General features: G+C 52.1%; 19 protein-coding genes. 4 read left to right on the top strand and 15 right to left on the bottom strand.

Annotated elements, in window-relative coordinates; translation table 11 throughout:
* Positions 1-5: 5 nt before the first annotated feature.
* From uxuA to AC0YNX_RS22510, 3 genes are all read right to left on the bottom strand, one after another.
* Positions 6-1,058, bottom strand: coding sequence for a mannonate dehydratase (gene uxuA / locus AC0YNX_RS22520; protein ID WP_475817951.1), 1,053 nt, complete (start codon positions 1,056-1,058; stop codon positions 6-8).
* A gap of 659 nt (positions 1,059-1,717) precedes the next feature.
* Complete coding sequence (locus tag AC0YNX_RS22515) at positions 1,718-2,947, bottom strand: M24 family metallopeptidase (RefSeq protein WP_475817950.1); 1,230 nt, start codon at positions 2,945-2,947, stop codon at positions 1,718-1,720.
* Positions 2,948-3,096: 149 nt separating this feature from the next.
* Complete coding sequence (locus AC0YNX_RS22510) at positions 3,097-3,936, bottom strand: helix-turn-helix domain-containing protein (protein ID WP_475817949.1); 840 nt, start codon at positions 3,934-3,936, stop codon at positions 3,097-3,099.
* A 177-nt stretch (positions 3,937-4,113) separates the two neighbouring features.
* On the opposite strand from AC0YNX_RS22510, the gene AC0YNX_RS22505 reads away from it, so the two are divergent.
* From AC0YNX_RS22505 to AC0YNX_RS22495, 3 genes are all read left to right on the top strand, one after another.
* Positions 4,114-5,010, top strand: coding sequence for a carbohydrate ABC transporter permease (locus AC0YNX_RS22505; protein ID WP_475817948.1), 897 nt, complete (start codon positions 4,114-4,116; stop codon positions 5,008-5,010).
* The gene (locus AC0YNX_RS22500) at positions 5,007-5,840 is read left to right on the top strand and encodes a carbohydrate ABC transporter permease (protein WP_475817947.1); all 834 of its coding nucleotides are present in this window, start codon (positions 5,007-5,009) and stop codon (positions 5,838-5,840) included. Before AC0YNX_RS22505 ends, AC0YNX_RS22500 begins: the two co-directional genes overlap by 4 nt.
* Positions 5,841-5,914: 74 nt before the next feature.
* Positions 5,915-7,231, top strand: a complete 1,317-nt coding sequence (locus AC0YNX_RS22495; protein WP_475817946.1) for an ABC transporter substrate-binding protein — start codon at positions 5,915-5,917, stop codon at positions 7,229-7,231.
* 124 nt (positions 7,232-7,355) lie between these two features.
* Here AC0YNX_RS22495 and AC0YNX_RS22490 read toward each other — a convergent pair whose 3' ends face one another.
* From AC0YNX_RS22490 to AC0YNX_RS22445, 10 genes are all read right to left on the bottom strand, one after another.
* A complete protein-coding gene (locus AC0YNX_RS22490; RefSeq protein ID WP_475817945.1) occupies positions 7,356-7,838 on the bottom strand; it encodes a hypothetical protein in 483 nt (160 codons plus the stop codon).
* Positions 7,839-7,859: 21 nt separating this feature from the next.
* On the bottom strand, positions 7,860-8,285 hold the full coding sequence (locus AC0YNX_RS22485; protein ID WP_475817944.1) for a hypothetical protein: 426 nt from the start codon (positions 8,283-8,285) through the stop codon (positions 7,860-7,862).
* Positions 8,282-8,428, bottom strand: coding sequence for a hypothetical protein (locus AC0YNX_RS22480; RefSeq protein WP_475817943.1), 147 nt, complete (start codon positions 8,426-8,428; stop codon positions 8,282-8,284). Before AC0YNX_RS22480 ends, AC0YNX_RS22485 begins: the two co-directional genes overlap by 4 nt.
* Positions 8,429-8,446: 18 nt before the next feature.
* A complete protein-coding gene (locus AC0YNX_RS22475; protein ID WP_475817942.1) occupies positions 8,447-8,599 on the bottom strand; it encodes a hypothetical protein in 153 nt (50 codons plus the stop codon).
* A gap of 21 nt (positions 8,600-8,620) precedes the next feature.
* A complete protein-coding gene (locus tag AC0YNX_RS22470; protein WP_475817941.1) occupies positions 8,621-9,511 on the bottom strand; it encodes a hypothetical protein in 891 nt (296 codons plus the stop codon).
* 53 nt (positions 9,512-9,564) lie between these two features.
* Entirely contained in the window at positions 9,565-10,500 is a 936-nt protein-coding gene (locus tag AC0YNX_RS22465; protein ID WP_475817940.1) for a type II secretion system F family protein, read from the bottom strand.
* 9 nt (positions 10,501-10,509) lie between these two features.
* Complete coding sequence (locus tag AC0YNX_RS22460) at positions 10,510-11,916, bottom strand: ATPase, T2SS/T4P/T4SS family (RefSeq protein ID WP_475817939.1); 1,407 nt, start codon at positions 11,914-11,916, stop codon at positions 10,510-10,512.
* Complete coding sequence (locus AC0YNX_RS22455) at positions 11,916-12,785, bottom strand: CpaE/TadZ family protein (protein WP_475817938.1); 870 nt, start codon at positions 12,783-12,785, stop codon at positions 11,916-11,918. Before AC0YNX_RS22455 ends, AC0YNX_RS22460 begins: the two co-directional genes overlap by 1 nt.
* Entirely contained in the window at positions 12,782-13,507 is a 726-nt protein-coding gene (locus AC0YNX_RS22450) for an SAF domain-containing protein (protein WP_475817937.1), read from the bottom strand. The genes AC0YNX_RS22455 and AC0YNX_RS22450 overlap by 4 nt, the downstream gene beginning before the upstream one ends.
* A gap of 185 nt (positions 13,508-13,692) precedes the next feature.
* Positions 13,693-14,619: an AraC family transcriptional regulator gene (locus AC0YNX_RS22445; RefSeq protein ID WP_475817936.1), complete on the bottom strand. Its 927-nt coding sequence runs from the start codon at positions 14,617-14,619 to the stop codon at positions 13,693-13,695.
* Positions 14,620-14,706: 87 nt separating this feature from the next.
* Here AC0YNX_RS22445 and yicI point away from each other — a divergent pair, with 87 nt between their 5' ends.
* A complete protein-coding gene (gene yicI / locus AC0YNX_RS22440; protein ID WP_475817935.1) occupies positions 14,707-17,031 on the top strand; it encodes an alpha-xylosidase in 2,325 nt (774 codons plus the stop codon).
* A gap of 123 nt (positions 17,032-17,154) precedes the next feature.
* Here the strand turns inward: yicI and AC0YNX_RS22435 are convergent, their stop codons facing one another.
* Complete coding sequence (locus AC0YNX_RS22435) at positions 17,155-17,985, bottom strand: carbohydrate ABC transporter permease (protein ID WP_475817934.1); 831 nt, start codon at positions 17,983-17,985, stop codon at positions 17,155-17,157.
* Positions 17,982-18,866, bottom strand: coding sequence for a carbohydrate ABC transporter permease (locus AC0YNX_RS22430; RefSeq protein ID WP_475817933.1), 885 nt, complete (start codon positions 18,864-18,866; stop codon positions 17,982-17,984). Before AC0YNX_RS22430 ends, AC0YNX_RS22435 begins: the two co-directional genes overlap by 4 nt.
* Positions 18,867-18,943: the final 77 nt, after the last annotated feature.

The raw sequence follows: 18,943 nt of genomic DNA, 5'->3' as shown, positions 1-18,943 counted from the left end.
AATGGTCAGCTCCTCGTCTTCGTCTTCGATAGCGCTTCCCAAATGCCGTTCAAGTATGTCGCGCCAAGCGCTCGATCGTAGAGGCCGTAGCCTGGGCGGCCTTGCTCGCCCCAGATCATTCGGCCGTGGTCCGGTCTGAGCGGACCAGTGAAGCCGGTGTCGTAGAGCGCCTCCAGCACGCGAACCATATCAATGGAACCGGCAGAGGAGAGATGCGCCGATTCTTGGAACGAGCGCGGGCCGGTACGCAGGATATTGCGCGTATGAGCAAAATGCAGCTTTTTACGTGAGCCAAAATGATGAATGATCGCGATCAGATCATTGTCTTCGTTCGCGCCGAGCGAGCCGGAGCAGAACGTTATTCCGTTCGCGGGGCTGTCGACATGCTCCGTGAGGCGGCGCAGCTGATCGAAGTTGGTGACTATGCGCGGCAAGCCGAAGATTGACCAAGGCGGATCGTCCGGATGGATCGACATGACGACGCCCGCTTCCTCTGCGACTGGAATGACACGCTCGAGGAAATACGCGAGATTGCTCCAGAGTTTGTCCTCGTTCACATCAGCATAAGCGTCGATGAGCTGCCCCATCTCTTCTTTGGTATAACTGGCATCCCAGCCGGGAAGCGAGAGATCGCCTTTGACCGGATCCATGCGCGAAATCGTCTCGTCCTCGAACGTGAGCGTATTCGAGCCGTCTGGCAGCTGGAATGCGAGCTGGGAACGTGTCCAATCGAATACGGGCATGAAGTTGTAGCAAATGACCGGTACGCCAGCCTCGCCCAGGCGGCGTATCGTTTGACTGTAGTTTTCAATGTAGCGGTCGCGAGTCGGGCGTCCGAGCTTGATGTCCTCGTGCACGGGAACGCTTTCAATAACCGAGATCGTGAGTCCGGCAGCTTCAATCGTCTGTTTCAGTGCGAGAATGGACTCCATCGGCCAAGCTTCACCGACAGGCACATCGTAAAGCGCCGTAACAATACCGGAAACCCCAGGAATTTGGCGGATATTTTGCAAGGTGACCGGATCGCCTTGGCCGAACCACCTAAATGACATAATCATGCTCTACACCTCTTGGATTAGGAATGTTAGTGTCCGGCTAGTTGTTTATATATAGAATTTCAAGCTAATTGTAGCATAGCGCGCATAAATAAAAGCCAACTTCAAGGATGTGCTTAACCACAGTTAAATGAAGGGGTGAAAAGCAGTGTTTGAGTTAAGTTGGTGTGGTTGGCGAGATGGGTTGATGGGAGAGTGTGATGGGTCGTGGAGCGAGTGATGGGAGCGTGCGGCGGGATGGTGGAGCGTGTGGATAAAGGTGGCTGCCGGTAAGACGGTGGTGGGTGATATGGCTGATGGTGCTGGAGGCGTTCTGTAGTGTACATTTCGGCAGGTGATGATAGCTGGTGGTAATGCAGGCTAGGTGGATGGTAAGGCATGTTGCTGAGAGCACGTATATGTTCTCTCAGCGGATTTTGGTCGAGTTTTTGCGTTTGAGAGTACATATGAGTTCTCTCAAGTGCAAAATACTGCGGGTGTGGTTCGGTTTTGTCGCTGAGAGCACGTATGTGTTCTCTCAGCGGATTTCCGCCTCGTTTTTTGCTCTGAGAGCACATATGTGTTCTCTCAAATGTATAAAGGACGCTCCGACAACACTCACATTAAGTTAGTGAGAGAGGAAAATGCCTCTCTCACCTTCTCAAGCATGCCATTTCGCTCCACTAAGGAAGCACAATCAACCCTTCCGGCGAACGGGTCAATTGACGGCAGCCGGTGTCCGTAATGAGGTAGCTGTTCTCGATGCCGACAACGCCACGGCCGGGGAATGTGAACTTTGGTTCAACTGCGAGCACCATGCCGGGAGCAAGCTGTGTGTTGAAGCCTTTGGCGAGGACCGGCCATTCGTCGACTTCAAGGCCAATGCCGTGGCCGAGGAATTTGACTTGATTGACGCCATAGCCCATGAAGTGGTCGGCAAGTCCGGCAGTAGCCGCTCCTGCGAGCGCATCAGCGTAGAGACTGTCGCATGCAATACCCGGACGCATCGCAGCTTCCGTCTGATGGATGATCTGCTCCGCCGCCGCATACGCAGCTGCCAGATCGTCCGGCAGTCCCCCGATGACCGCCGTGCGCGTCTGATCGATGACATAGCCATCAATACAGCAGCCGATATCAATGAGAATCGGTTCGCCTCGCGTAATCACTTTCCGGCTGGTGCTCTGCGGGAAGGATGGCCCTAGACCAAGCCCTCCGGCAGGGCCGTCAAAAGCACTCGGCGTCGCAACTGCCTCGCCTGCCCCAACCATGCCCGTCGTAATTTCCATGTTAAACGTCCGTGTCCGCATCAATCCGATATGCCCGCGAACCCTGATCTCATATTCAATACGAGCCATCAGCTCAAGCTCCGTAATCCCTTCCCGGATGATGGAAGCCGCTTCCACAAGCGCTTTAGCAACGACCTGCGCCGCCGCTTCAATTCGGCTTATTTCCCATTGTGATTTCACCATGCGCACTTGTCTCATCAGCGATGATCCGTCCACTAGCGCACAGCAGCCGCCAAGCACATCAACCAACCGCGCATAGCTTGCCGCAGGCAACACATCCATCTCCGTCGCGATTCGAACCGCCTTCTCACTGCTGCCATTCGCGAACACAGCCGGATGATCCTGCTCTAGCTGTGCCCTAAATCCGCGCAGTGATGGCATCGCCTCAACGCGCACAGCCGACTCCAGCTTCGCCCGCTCCAAGCTGCGCCTGACATAGAAAACTGGCGTTCCCACCGCAGGAATAAAAGCATAGCCCGCCTGCATGGATCCCGTTATATAGAATAAGTCGACATGCTGCGTCACCAGGAAAGCATTCATAGACTCAGCAACCATCAGCTGCTGAAGCCGGACGACTCGCGCCAACACTTCATCCTTATCGATCGTTGCCACTACATTACTGTGCACCGCGTTCGCTCCTTGCGTAAAGCCGTATTTTCCTCCATTACAACAAAAGAACAGCGGCTGAGTCAACTAAGACGTCAGCTCTCCTGTTCCTTTAATTGTCCATTCTATCGAGTAAACGCCTTTATGCTCTCTTAGCCGCCCCTTGACATTTACCCCTCTGACCGGTGCAGCTTGCGATATTTGTGCGGCGGCATGCCTATTGTCTTCTTGAACACATTCTTGAAATGCGTCTCGCTCTGGTAGCCTACCAGCTCTGCGATGCGGTAGACTGGCTCGTTCTCCGTCCTCAAGTAATGCTTCGCGACCTCTATCCGATAACTGACCAAATACTGAATCGGACTGATCCCTTCCGATTGGCTGAACACGCGGCACGTATAGCCAGGGCTAAAGAATGATGCCTTCGACAATTGTTCAAGCGTTATTGCATCCATGTAATGATTATGGATGTATTGCTTGATGGCGTCGACGGTCCGGTTGCTGCTTGTGGACGTTTCCTTTGCAAAACCGCCATGTGTGATTTTGGCCATTTCGATTAATAACAGCGCCATATAGTAACGAGTGCTAAAACCGGCGGGCACGTAAGGATCATCGGCCAACCGGACAAGCATCCTCGACAGCTCCAGCGCTTCAACGTAGCGTTCGCCAAGATCGATCACAGGGCTAGCTCCTTGTTTGATGAGAGTACCCGGCTGCTGATCGGTCAGCTGAAATGCCGAGAAGGACAAGGAAATGGCCTTGAACGGCGAAACAGGATCCGCAAACTCCTCATGCCATACGCCGGTATCGTAGACCAGCAGCGAACGTGGACCTACCCGATAAAGTTTGCCGTCGATCTCGAACGAACCGCTTCCCTCGCAAATAAGCAATAATTGCGCTTGATCCGGATGATGATGCATCGGGAATGCGAATGATTCGCCCCGTTCCAAATCAAAATCCAACACCGCATGTACGTAAGGCAGGAATGGTTCAATAAATAGCGATTGAGACATGAGATCACCCCTCTGTTTATAAAAAACAAAAGCCCATATCTTTTCGTCCAATATACCATCTGCTAAGCGCTTACAAATTATCATATACTCGGGTTACCAGATATCGCAAGCGCTTTCCTTACCATTGTAGCAGTTGCAAATCTAATACGAATTCAACTCGGCGAGAGGTGAAAGGCTTTGGGAAAAGAGGCTAAACGCGAAGCAATCGCAGGCTATTTGTTCATTGCTCCGTGGATCGTCGGTTTCGTCGTATTCGTGCTGGGAGCGCTGGTCACCGCCTTCTACGTCAGCATGACGGATTGGGATTTGCTGACCCCATCCAAATGGATCGGCATGGACAATTACGAAGCACTCTTCCATGACAAGAGGTTTTGGATCTCGCTTCGGGTCACGGTCATCTATGTCGTTACCGCAGTCCCGCTCGGGATCATCTTCGGCTTCAGCATCGCGCTGCTGCTCAATCAGAAAATCAAGGGGTTGTCGATCTGGCGCACAATTTACTATTTTCCCGCTATCTTATCCGGCGTCGCCGTGTCGCTCATGTGGATGTGGGTGCTGAATCCGGATTTCGGCGTCATCAACCTGCTGCTCTCGTATGTCGGCATCCATGGCCCGGGCTGGATTGCCAGTCCGACATGGGCACTCCCTTCCCTCGTGATTATGAGCGTCTGGGGCTCGGGCGGCGGCATGATCATTTATTTGGCAGGCCTGCAAGGCATTCCTACGGAGCTGTATGAAGCAGCAGAAATCGACGGCTGCAGCAAGTGGAAGAAGCTGTGGAAAATTACGATTCCAATGATGACTTCCGTCATTTTCTTTAACCTCATCATCGGCATGATCAGCGCGTTCCAGACGTTCACCGAAGCTTACGTCATAACCAACGGCGGCCCGGACAACGCGACGCTCTTCTATGCGATGTACTTGTACCAAAATGCCTTCAAGTTCTTCAAGATGGGCTATGCGTCGGCCCTGGCCTGGGTTCTGTTCCTAATCATCCTCCTGGTGACGATGTTACTGTTCGCTTCTTCGAGAAAATGGGTCTACTATGCGACCGGAGAGGAGGACCGTGGATGACTTCAACCTCCGAGAAGGTGCAGAAAGCCATTGTGTATTTCATCATTGCATGCGGGGCACTCTTCCTGCTCGTTCCGCTTTGGTGGATGATTACAACCTCGATCAAACCTTATGCGGACGTGTTTATTTTCCCGCCGGAGGTCATTCCTTCGCGGTTCCGCTTCGAGAACTATTCGGATATATTCCGTATCCTACCTTTCGGCCGTTACTTTCTGAACACCTTACTCATCGCTGTATTCGTCGTCAGCGGCACCGTCTTCTCGTCCGCCATGATCGGCTATGGCTTCGGCAACCTCAGATTCCCGGGTAGAAACGCTTTGTTCATCGTCATGCTCTCCACGATGATGATTCCCTATCATACGACCTTGGTGCCTCAATTCATTATTTTCAAAGAAATGGGCTGGCTCGACACCTATCTGCCGCTGATCGCGCCTGCGTTCTTCGGCACTCCCTTCTACATCTTCTTATACCGGCAGTTCTTCATGAATATCCCGAAAGAATATAACGATGCGGCGAAGATTGACGGCTGCGGCTACTGGAGCACCTTCCTCCGCATCATCATTCCCATGTCGCTTCCGGTCATCGGCGTCGTGACGATCTTCTCCTTCAACGGGGTATGGAACGATTTTCTCGGCCCCCTGATTTATATCAATTCCGAGAGACTCCGCACCATTCAGTTAGGCATTAATGCGCTGAGAGGACTGCACACGGTAGAGTGGCATCTGCTCATGGCAGCTTCCGTTATCGCGCTTGTTCCAACGGTCACGATCTTCTTCCTATTCCAACGCAAGATGATCCAAGGCGTGGTCGTATCCGGAATCAAAGGGTGACGAGAGGGGGGATGCGCGAAGCATTGCACCGTGAGCATACCAAAGACGTAAGAAACCAAGGGGAGGCAACAAAAATGAAAACGCCGTCACTATCAAAATGGAAACGTTGGCTGCTGTTAGCTGCAGTTGGTCTACTCGCCTTATCAACGGCCTGTTCCAGCGGTAATTCAGGCAATTCCAAGGACAAAGTGACAATTAAGATGACGTACACCGGCGACGAGAACGCGACGAAGGTACTGAAGGCACGAATTGACAAGTACTTGGACAAATCGCTTAATATCGACGTCCAGGTGACAGCGATTCCGGGCGGCGAATATTGGGATAAAGTCACGACCATGTTTGCCGGCGGCACGCAGCCGGACGTTCTGTTCATGAGCGAGCCGCTTAAGAAGTTCGCCAGCCAAGGCAAACTGCTCGATATGACCTCATACATCGATTCCAGCTCTACTTTCAAGAAAGACGATTTCTATCCCGCTTCCCTGCAGTTCTATCAATATGACGGCAAGCAGTACGGTGTCCCGCAGGACTTAAATACGGCGCTCTTCTTCTATAACGAAGATTTGTTCAAAGCATCCGGCTTGAAGACCCCTTGGGAATCGTACGAAGAAGGCAACTGGACTTGGGATACTTACTTGGAAGACGCCAAGAAGCTAACCATTAAAGACGGTGACCGCGTGACGCAATTCGGAACCAGCTATCCGGGCATCGGCGGCTGGTGGTACAGCGCGTGGGTATACACGAACGGCGGCATGTATTTGAGTGACGACAATTCGAAGTCGGTATTCACGGATCCGAAGGTCGTCGGAGCGCTCACGTTTACGAGCGAGCTAGCCAACAAGTACGGCGTCGCCCCTTCACCTGCCGGTGGCGGCCAGGACGTGACAGGCATGACGTTCGCAACAGGAAAAATCGCCATGGAGCAGAACTTCTCGTGGGCCATCGGCGGCTACAAGGAATTGCCGTTTAAATGGAATGTAGCGCCTATGCCGGTTGCCAGCAAAGATATCGATCCGCTGACAACTTACATTCATAACTCAGGCTTCTCGATCTCGAAGGATACGAAGCATCCTGACGAGGCTTGGGCCGTCATCGAGGCGCTTACGACGCCGGATTCGTACGCGGATGATGCGGCGAGCCGCGGCATTATCCCGCCAAGACCGAGCGTCGTCGACAAGAAGGAGATTTTGAACGCCACAGGAATGCCGTCCAACGCCAAAATCATTTCGCAAATGTTGCAAAAAGGCAAGCTCTATCAGTTTACAGAAACGCAACCGGAAGAAGATCAAGTTTATTCGACGTATGGCGACCAGATCTTGAACAAGAAAGTAACACCTGAAGAAGGCGCCAAGAAGATCTCGGAAGAAATCGATGTGATTTTGAGTAAAAAGTAAATTTCATCTCCCTTCTATGATGAAGGCACTTCTTATGACGGGAGTGCCTTTTTTTCTGTCGAGCAGAGTTCGAAGCCGAATCTATTCGCTCGAATCCAAGCTCGAAGAACAACGGCTGAGTCAACTAAGACGTCAACTCTGCTGTTCCTTTGATCGTCCATTCTATTGGGGCAATCACATTGAATACGCGCGGATACACAATCCGGGCAATCAATACAACCCCAGGCCGCTGCAGCGTCACTTCGTAATCGAAACTATCGTTGCGATAGTTATACGGAAAAGCCTCGTCGTCATTAACCACTTCGAACGCCACCACCTCAACACGCTCTTTCAAAAAAGTGCCGGGAAGCGGCAGACCATTCGTATCCAGCTGCAAGTTTCGCTGCAAATAGAAGTCCGCCTTCGCTCTTGCGGCAGCTTCATCAATGTGCAGTCGGCCATTCGCTAACGCAGACTCATCTATCTGCTGAGCAGCTGCATGAGCGGCTCGGTTGACGGCATGTTTCCCTTGAAACAAGGCACTGATTGCCATTTCCTCATCTATTTGCAGAGCATGCAGCAGCATCCAAATGACCATCATCAGCATCATAAACACAAGCTTGTACATCGCTCTCGCCCCTTTCTCGCTCTAAGGGACATATTCGCTCATTTTCATGCCCGAAGCGCTTAGCTTCATCGCTGCTGGAGGCGCTGCAATGCCAATTAACTGATCAATAGCGAATAAGCCTTCAACCGGATAACTCGCTCGCAGCGCAAGCGTTGCTCCTCTTGGAAGCGGCGCTGCAGCATTCGTAGCATCCGCGCCTCCATCTGAGCTGACTTCAAACGTAACAGATCCTGGCTTGAGCCCAAACGCTGAGAGCCGAACTCTTGCTTCCTGCATCATTTGCGCGCTTATGTAGCCATGATTGCCATTCGCCCCAACCTCCAGCAAATAATCCACTTCCTGCTGCAGCACAGCTTGCCTAACGATAAGCACATGTTTGTAGATTGGAGAGAACATGAACCAGCACATCATCGCTGCAAGCAGAATAAATACAAGCAAACTCTTCATGGGCTCATGCTCCGTATGCGTTCCTGCATATGCGTGCCTGCTTGAACGAGTTGTTTCTTGGTGCCTTTCTCACCGCCGGTCACATTCGAGTAAATGACAAGGACTACGACAATGAGCAGCATGGTCATCAATAACGAACGCACAGCGAACCCTCCTTATCCTTATGGAAGTACGATGGTTCCGATCTTCGTATTGGCATTTACACCTTGTGTTTCAATCTGATCCTTCGTGCCAGTCGAATCCTTGGCAACTACAGCATTAAACAGAAGCACAACGACAACCAGCATCATGACCGTGATCAAAATATTTCTCATCCTCTTAAACGCCTCCAATAATTAGTTTAAAGTACTAAACAACTTCTGCCCTTCTCTAACCCATGGGTAGATGAAGATCTGAAACGTGTACATAATCGGCAAGCCAGCGAGCACGAATAACAGATAAGAAGTCGATTCCTTCCGACTGTTCTTCGCAAGCTCAAGCTTCTCCTTATAATCCTGAATTCGCTCGCGCAGCAGCTCATAGTAATGCTCGCTCTCATGTAATCGAAGAGAATCGATCGTCTCGACGAAGCTTAACCCCTCCTCAGTGCCGAGGCGCAGCTTTAGCCTTCGTAGCGCTCCTTCCGCATCGTGATACCACTCGCCAAGAAGCATCTGCATCTCGCTGCGCATCGTGCGGGTATAAGGCAGACATCGCATGAGCTTCGTATGAATATGAAGCGAGGAGCCTGCGAGGTAGAGCAGCTGGTTACTGACAATATAAATTTCTTTGGTCATTCGTTCCGCGCGCGTCCTTCGAATCGCATCCAGCCATGTCTGATCCCAGAGCAGAAGCAGCATAACGATAGATAGCAGCAACGGAGCGGCCACTCGCGGTATTCCCCCCATATCGACTAGCGATAACCCATATGCAATTAAGCACCAGAGAGGCGTCCCTGCAAAAAACAACCGGCGCGCCAATACGTACAGCGCCGCATCGCCAGTGAATCCGCAGCCTGCGAGCAGCCGCTCCCGCTCCTTGAACGAAGCTTCTGCCCGATTAATTCTAGCGACGGCAAGCCACTTGTCGCTCACTATTCTGGTCCGCCACTGCATGAAGGCCAAATGCGCGAACCTAGGCCGTCTTGCCGTAATAACCCTCAATAGAGAAGCGACGAATACAAAGCCGAGCAAGAATTGTCCAGCAAGCGCCGCCCACATGACCGTTGCACCAATGGAAATACTCATAAGTCCCACGTCTCTCCTTCCCTCCGCAAAGTTACCATCGTAGCTTCACATCTTCACATCTTTTTGCGAGACAGCCACAATCCCATCAAGAAGGAACAGAATATCATTACCGCTGCATTTAGCAGCATATTGCGGCCGCCTTGGTCGGCGATATAGTACTGATACGCATTGTCCGCGTTGTAATGAAAGTTGATCCCAAGAAACAAGATGAGGAAGAGCACTGGAGAGAAGTTGGCGATGCGAATCTCAAGCAGCTTGTTGCGCTCCTGTTGATTGGCGATGCGGGCTTTACGCATATCAACGATCAAATCCTTCAAGTTAGCAGCTATGGGATGTCCCTCTGCAAGTCCTGACCGGACGATATTGACGAAGTAATCCGCCCACACATGACCGAGCGACGCTGCAAAAATACGCAGGCTTGCTTCATCATCGCCACGAACGGACACATTGCGGTACAGCTGCTCGAACACGGCTTGCATCGGTCCAAGCAGCCGTTTCTCCTCGACAGTCCGCTGCAGCGCCGCACGAATTTGCCTGCCGCCGCTAACGAGACAGCATTGATAGAACAGCTCGACAGCCGGCAAGAAGTCAACGCGAGTCTTCATCTGACGGCGAATGAGCATGGAGCGCAGCGTCATATAAGGAAGCGATACGAGAAGTCCGCCAAACAGCAACGAGCCTTTGAGACTTTGAAAGAATAGGGCGCCGAATGAAACGCCGACGAGCAGCAACAGCAAGCTCAATCCGGCAATTGAACTAACTCTCCATTCCAGATGCAGCGACTCGAGCAGCTCCGACAAGTGGCGGTGCGGCCGTTCAAACTGTTCTAAATACCTGGAGATGCGCGCTTGCAGCCGTTGATCCTGCTTATAACTGAGCCGACCGGCAGCCTGCTGATGATGCAGCCATACGCCAAGCAACCCCCTAAATACGATGTACATACAGCAGAACAACGCAACTGTAAAAGTAATCAGTCCAAGCTTCAACATTCGCTTCGATCAGCTCCTCCCCCCTGGCCATGCACGCTGTATAGTGAAACCATCACAACTTCTCCCACCTTGAACTAGCTTCGTCCAAGCCTGCTCCGAAGGTGACCCCGGATAGCTCCATTCCAGTGACTCTTCTTGAAACACAGCCCAATCCCGAACCGCTGGCGAGCCATCCTTCCAACCAATCTCCGCAAGTCTCACTAGTCTGCGCTTACCTGCCGTGAACTGCATCTCTATGCCAATTTGCGTGACATATTCAGTGATCCGCTTCGCCAGCCGCTCCGGGCTCATACCACGGCCATCAAGCATGCACATATCAGTAATTGCTTCCGGCACATCCTCAAGCGCATTCGCATGCAGTGTCGTCATCGAACCGGCATGCCCGCGCGTGCAGGCACGGACGTAGATGTTGGCATCATCATCCCGTATCTCCGCGTGGATGATTCGCTGCGGCGACTGCCGCAAGGCCAGCTTGAACGCCTGGTTCGATCGGTGCTGCACATCTTCTTCGTCCACCTCGTATTCGATGACGTTCTTGGATGGAAAATCCCGCTGCAGCATCAGCTCATGCCGGCTCTCAATCGTCACAAGCCGCTCCTCGTCAGGCAGTTCGCCGATAAGCGCCTTGATAAGGTTCGTCTTGCCGGAGTTCGTCGGACCGATTATGACAACATTGAACCTTGCATCTAACACAGCAAGCAGCATCATGCGCAGCCGCTCGCTGATCGTGCCATATTCCGGCGTGCTTAGCTGAGCGAGCTGAAACCTGCGCACCGTGTAGAACCGCAGCGTCAATGTCGGCAATGCCGTGAAGCCAAAGCCGGTCATCGTCACTCGAGTTCCGTCACGCAGCATCACTTCGGCCCATCTTTTGCGCGGATTAATCCGGTCATTGTTGTAGAGCACGAGGTTCTGCTGAATCCGCTCCACCTCTCTTAGCGACTCGAATGCATACGCCGATGGTGCACTATGGCCGTCGCGTACTTCGAAGATGCGAGTGCCGACAACTTGAATTTCCTCAAGTCCATCGCGATCAGCCAATATGAGCTCCAGCACGTTCATGCCGATAACTTCTGCGAACAACGCTTCTGCAAGTGTGCCATAAAGATGATTGTGTCCAGGCAGCTCATGGATCCTCTGACGCAGCAGCCGATCTGCAATAACCGCTAATATACGCTCACGGTCATCCGTGTAGCCGAGCACCGCTCGGTTCAAGCTCTCGTTATATTCGCGCCTCTCTTCTTCCGTATCGCCGCGAGGCAGTGCAAGGTACGAGCGAATATCGTCGGCAAGCCGATTGAAATCCCGCTGCGCGCTTGCATCGCTGCCGCCCTCCGCCACCGCAGCTACGCCCGGCTCCATCGCCCAGAGCTTCGCAGAGAAAGCAGATGGAGAGAACTTCTCTTCCCGCTGCATCAAGAGCTCACCCCTCTGCGATGCGTCAGCAGCTTCTTATACCACGGCTGCACGGCAAGTTTGGCTGGACGCTTCAGTCCGTAGGCCGCTATAAGCTGCCTCGCAGGCTCCTTCATCGCCTCTCTACCCAGCTCGCTTTGCATCATCCACTCATCTAGCGTTCCTCGGTCAAGCTGCGAAAGCATTGGCTGGGACATAGCCATCTCCCCAAACAGCGAAACCCCCATCTCTTTGCAAATGTCCTTCACTTGAAAGCCTCCCTTACCCCATGGCTGATGTATAATAACCGCCTCGTAGTCATGAATCCCAATGCCGTAAAGTATAGAAAGCTGTTTCATCCAGCGCTGGCCATCCTCTTGAAAATGGGACAAAGCGCTCGTAGTAGTCATCAGCCGCCGGTCAGCTCTACGCAGCGCGCAAAGAATGGCTGCATTATCCCAGTAAGATCCGGCATCAACGACAACAACGTCAAAAGCCGCTTCAGCTGCACTCAGTAGATGCTCAATCTCTTCAATTGCGTAGAACTCAGCCTGATCACGCATCAGATTGCCAAGCAGCATATGAAGACCAGGCACCGCTTGGCTCATATGCATCGAGCGAAGCAGCTTATCTATTGTAAGCGTCCCCGTCCGCAGTTCAGGCCGAAGTGCATCCAGCGTAGCAGCAGGATGATCGATGCCAATGAAACGATGGAGCTTAGCGCTCTTCAGGTTCAACTCCAAATACCCGACCGACAAGCCGCTGAACTGAGCTAACCGACAAGCGGTTGCGAACGCGGTCACTGTCGTCCCGATATTCGGCGTCGTGCCGAAGAATGTAAGGAGCGGCGCTCTGTGCGCCATTCCCTTTTGAATTCGATCACCAATCATCGCACCGCCCCCTCACTAGAAGCTGTAATGTCGAGTGAATCCGAGGAGTATGCGATGACGACTTTGCTCGTGCCAGCCTTGCACAATGCATCAAGCTTCAGCCACTGCGCCTCCGTCAAATTCAAATTAATCGCATCGATGACGCCATTCGCATCGCGCCTTGCTGCGTACATCGCTTCCTGATCGCTGCTGGCCAGTGCTTTCAAATTCGAATCGTTCATATCGTCAATTTCCAAATTTCCTGATGTTTTCACAGAAGCGACCGTTATCGGTTCTGCAAACAACCGTACCGACTCCGTTTCCGCTCCCGATCCATATACAATGACCTTATCTCCTGCCCGGATGCCGCTTGATACAGACAGGACATAATCTCTTGGAATTTGGAAGGTCGACTCATTGCGCCCTGGCTGCAGTCGGAATTTCCCTACCTTCCATGACAGTACAGGCTCATTCGCGCCAAGCGGCACAACGGCCTCCGATCCGATCAATTCCTTGGCATCTATGGACATCTCTGGCTCATACGATGCTTTGGCGATCTGCTTAACTCCCAGCATCTCTACGCTTAATCGCTCACCAGCAGCCACAAAACGCTGAGGTACCACGATGTTTACCGTTTCTTGAAACTGTACCTGCCGCAGCTGAAGCACATAAACACCATATACGAGCAATGCCGACAGCAGCGCAGCCGTGACCGTGATGAGCATATTCCGCTTTCTGTTCATCTGTTATTAGCCCTTCCTTTCCGCAGCCTCAAAGCGAGAATAAAAAAAAGAACGCAAGCCGGGCATGTGCCCGTGCTTGCGTTCTTCGCATAGCGGTCGCTAATCATCTGCTTCTTAATATTGAACTCATAATAGCAGACAATAATAAAACTGTCTACCATAAAAATACATATTTTTCTCAAAAACTAACCTAATCCCTCGCGTTCCCGATAATCTGTCGGCGTGCATTGATAGACAGAACGGAACATTTTGCAAAAATAACTGAAGTTATCAAAACCGGACTCAAGGGCTGCTTCACCAATGGAGATTCGGTTATCGGCAATGAGTGCGGCAGCAATTCGAAGCCTCAGTGCATTAATATAATCGATCGGAGTCTTACGCATAAAAGACTTAAATACTCGCGTGAAATGCCCCTCGCTCATGCCGGCCTCCGCCGCCAGCTCCTTGATTGTCAGCTTCCTTGCATAATGAGTATCAATATAGGTCAGCACTGTTTTGAGCCGTTCCTGTGTATGCATATCGAGCGACGAACGCGGCTCCCTACGAACGAACGCATCCCGCGTGACATATTCCGCAAGCAGGAGGAACAACCCTGCCTTCAACCGCATCGGCTTCGCCGGATCTTCCGAATGCTCCATTGCAATCAACTGCATAAGCTGCCCATATAAACCTTCCGCGAGCTTGCCAGGCCCAGCTGTGGCATGAGGCTCCGGCACAAGTCTCCCCCGCCGAATCGGCTCCAAATATTGCGTCGTCGCGCTGTCCCCTTGGCTCATCAGCCAGTCCTGATGGAAGACGAGCGCCGCATACGAGCACGCAGCTCCATCCAAAGAATAGGCCCCGTGCAGCTCCCCGCCTGGAATAAACAGCACATCCCCAGCTCGAGCCGTATAGGTAGACAAGCCAATCTGGAACACGGCCTCTCCGCTCACAACTGCGAGAAATTCCGCTTCCTCATGCCAATGATTATCAAGAATAGGCTCACCTGCCGCCTGGTCCATAAGGTAGATGCCGACAGGCAATCCGGTGCTGCCATGACGGCGATTTTCGCGTAAATGATGGATATCCATCATACCATCCCCAAACATCATAATTGTATTAATATTAAGCATAATAATACAAGAATGAATACTTTTCAATCAGTATACTGTTATTAAATACATTGATTAAACAACCATTTTGAGAGGATGAACCGATCTATGAAATTCAGCGACGGTTACTGGATGACCCGCGAAGGGTATCAAGTACTCACCCCTTATGAAGTCCATGACGTTAAAGTTACTAATAATCGCATTACCGTATATGCTACTCACCGGCACTTGGAGAACCGTGCAAACACGCTGAACGAGCCGCTCATGACGATGGAATTCTCGTCGCCGATGAAGGATATTATTCGCGCAAAGTTCTATCATCATAAAGGAACTCGCCGTCTTGGCCCAGCATCTTTCCCGCTTATGAATGAAGGCGATGCCTCTGTCGAGATTCAAGATTCCGCAGAATCCGTTACTTTGAAGAGTGGAGACACAGCAGTTACGATTACCAAAGCACATCCGCTTACGATTACGTACACATACAAAGGCCGCAAGCTGACTCGCAGCGGCTTCCGTTCCACTGGTTATATCAAAGCAGCAGACGGCAATCACCAATTCCGCGAACAGCTGGACATCGGCATTGGCGAGACGGTATACGGACTTGGCGAACGGTTCACACCTTTTGTGAAAAATGGACAAGTCGTTGATATCTGGAACCAAGATGGCGGAACAGCTTCCGAGCAAGCGTACAAAAATGTACCGTTCTATGTAACGAACCGCGGCTACGGCGTATTCGTGAATCACCCTGAGCTCGTTTCCTACGAAATCGCGTCAGAGAAAGTGTCCAAGGCGCAGTTCAGCGTAGCCGGCGAACAGCTTGAATATTACATCGTTGGCGGTGAGCAGCTCAAAGACGTTCTTTCCAACTACACAGCGCTAACAGGAAAACCGGCACTTCCACCGGCATGGTCGTTCGGCCTGTGGCTGACAACTTCGTTCACAACAAACTACGATGAAGCGACAGTAACTAGCTTCGTCGACGGCATGGCTGAGCGCGATCTTCCGCTTGCGGTGTTCCACTTCGACTGCTTCTGGATGAAGGAATATGAGTGGTGCAACTTCGAATGGGACGAGCGTGTATTCCCGGATCCGAAAGGAATGCTGGAGCGCCTGAAAGCAAAAGGTCTGCACATCTGCGTCTGGATCAACAGCTATATCGCGCAGCGATCCCCATTGTTCGATGAAGCGATGGAGCTTGGCTACCTCGTGAAACGTGCGGACGGCAGCGTATGGCAGTGGGATCTGTGGCAGTATGGCATGGGTCTGGTTGACTTCACAAATCCAGCAGCGTGCGATTGGTTCAAATCCAAGCTTGCAGTGCTGATCGATATGGGCGTTGACAGCTTCAAAACCGACTTCGGCGAGCGTATCCCGACAGATGTCGTCTACTTCGATGGCTCCGATCCGCAGCAGATGCACAACTACTACACGCAGCTGTACAACAAAGTCGTCTTTGAACTGCTTGAAGAGAAGCGCGGCAAAGGCGAGGCTGCTTTGTTTGCCCGCTCCGCTACGGCAGGCGGTCAGCAGTTCCCGGTTCACTGGGGCGGCGACTGCGAAGCGACGTATGAGTCGATGGCGGAGAGCCTCCGCGGCGGACTGTCGCTAGGTCTGTCCGGCTTCAGCTTCTGGAGCCACGACATCGGCGGCTTCGAGCAAAGCTCCCCGCCAGATCTATACAAGCGCTGGGTTGCGTTCGGCTTGCTCTCGAGCCACAGCCGTCTGCATGGCAGCACATCGTACCGCGTGCCTTGGCTGTATGACGAAGAAGCGGTTGACGTGCTTCGCCACTATACGAAGCTGAAGCTGCGCCTTATGCCGTATCTGTTCGGCCAATCCGTAGAGTCCGTGAGAATCGGCCTGCCGGTTATGCGTGCAATGGTGCTGGAATTCGGCGAAGACCCGACTGTCGATTACCTCGACCGCCAGTACATGCTGGGCGATTCCATTCTCGTCGCACCGGTCTTCAACGCAGAAGGCGAATCGACGTACTACTTGCCGCGTGGCACGTGGACACACTATCTCACTGGAGAGCAAGTAGAAGGCGGCGTATGGCGTCAAGATAGCTATGACTATTTCAGCATGCCGCTCTTCGTTCGTGAAAATTCACTTATTCCTGTCGGCGCGGAAGACAGCCGTCCGGATTATGATTACGCAACAGGCGTTACGCTTGAGCTGTTCGCGCTTCAAGACGGCGCTGGGGCAACTGCGGTTGTACCGACGGTTACAGGCGAAACTGCATTCACAGCTCGGGCAACTCGCAGCGGCTCCACGATTACGGTGGAAACAGCGGGTCAAGCTGTGGGCTGGACAGTTCTTCTTCGCGGAGTGAACAGCGTTGTCTCCGTTCAAGGCGGCATAGCAGATGCTGGCGCTGAAGGCGTTCGGATCATCCCGGCTGCAGGTGCAGCGCAAGTGGTTATTGAGCTTTAGAATTAATAAAGGACGTAGGCAGATTGAATGATCTGCCTGCGTCCTTTTTTTCGTTCCGCCCCCACCCAAAACCAAAACCAACAAAAAAAGCCCACCGTTCTCATAACGGCGGGCCCCAACCTATTAACCTTTTACAGCACCTGCAACCATGCCTTTGATAATGTACTTCTGCAGCACGAGGAACACCGCAATCGGCGGAATCGACGTGTAGACAACGGCCGTGAGCGCGTATTGCCATTCGCTCTTGTACTGCCCGAAGAACTTGTACGATGCGAGTTGGAGCGTCGATTGCTTGCCATTCAGCATAAGCAGCGGCAGCAGGAAGTCGTTCCAGATCCACATGACATTCAAGATAATAACCGTGCTGATGACGGGCACCATAACAGGGAATACGATACGGACGAACACGCCATAACGCGATGCGCCGTCGATCGCGCCGCTCTCTTCAAGCTCCATCGGCAGCGACTTCACGAAACCATGGAACATGAATACCGCAAGCGGAGCGCCAAGTCCCCAGTAGATCACGCTTAAGCCGCCAAGCGAGTTGATCAAGTGAAACTGTTTGGACAGTTTCGTGAGCGTAATCATGAACGACTGGAACGGAATCATCATTGGCATGATACATAGAAAGAACAGGAAACCGCTCAGCCTTGTTTTCGTCCGGGACAGCTTGTAGCCAGCCATCGAACCGAATACGACAATGCCTGCAACGCCAGCAAGCGTAAGCAAGAACGTGTTCACGAACAGCTTCGGATAGCCCATCAGCTTCCATACTTCCGTGTAGTTGTCCAGCATGAGCGACTTCGGCAGTGCCAAGATATTCGTAAGGACTTGATCATACGTCTTGAACGAGTTGAACACGACAAGGAACAGCGGGTATAGGAACAATAGGGCGAGGATCGCGATGACGATCTCTAGGATGATATCGAATCTTCTCTGGTTGCGATGCGTCACGCTTCCACCTCCCTGCTTTTTGTAAAGCGCACTTGAATAACGGTAATGAGCAGGATGAGAACGACGAACACGAGCGACTTAGCCGTTGCGTAGCCAAAGCGGTTATTCACGAATGCTTCGTTGTAAATATCCATCGTAATACTGTTTGTTGCTCCACCTGGTCCGCCGAATGTCAGCGTGTAGATAATATCGAATACCTTCAGTGAGTTCGCAATCGATAGGAACAATGCGACTGTGATTGAAGGCATTAATAGCGGCAGCGTAATCCGGAAGAACCGGTTAAGGCCAACGCAGCCGTCAATCGAAGCCGCTTCGAGCAAATCGCCAGGAACGGACTGCAAGCCTGTGATGTAGATCATCATGTAGAAGCCGACCGACTGCCAAATACCGACGAACAGAATCGACCAGAACGCCAGATCCGCGTTTCCAAGCCAGCTCCACTGGAAGATGCCCCAGCCTGTTGCCTCGAACAAGACGTCGAAGCCCTTCGTGAACATAAACTTCCACACGAAACCGATAATGATCAAGCTGATAATATAAGGCACGAAGAACGAAACCCGGTACAAGCCGCGCAGTTTAAACGCCTTCGTCATTAGTACAGCCAGCACAATCGCGATTACGTTCGTAAGCACGACAGCCAGCAGCGTGTATTCAAGCGTAAAGATAAGTGCCTTTAGCGCGTTAGTGTCTGAAGTCAGCAATTCTTTGAAGTTCTTGAGGCCAATAAATTTAATGTGTTTGCCTACGCCATTCCACTTGGTCATGGAATAGTACATGGACATTACGAAAGGTATGATGGCCGAGAGCAAAATGCAAACGACGGCCGGCAATACAAATACGCCAAACTCAACTCTGTTTCCCCATCTGTTGCGTGTATTCATCCTGTCACTCCACTCGAATGCTGTAATGAACAGCAGGCCGGAAAGGATGCTTCCGGCCTGGCTGTCAGACTTGATGC

It is taken from the genome of Paenibacillus sp. J31R98 (assembly GCF_056269245.1).
The sequence above is the reverse complement of the archived record's forward strand: the minus strand, read 5'-3'. Positions and strand labels throughout refer to the sequence as shown.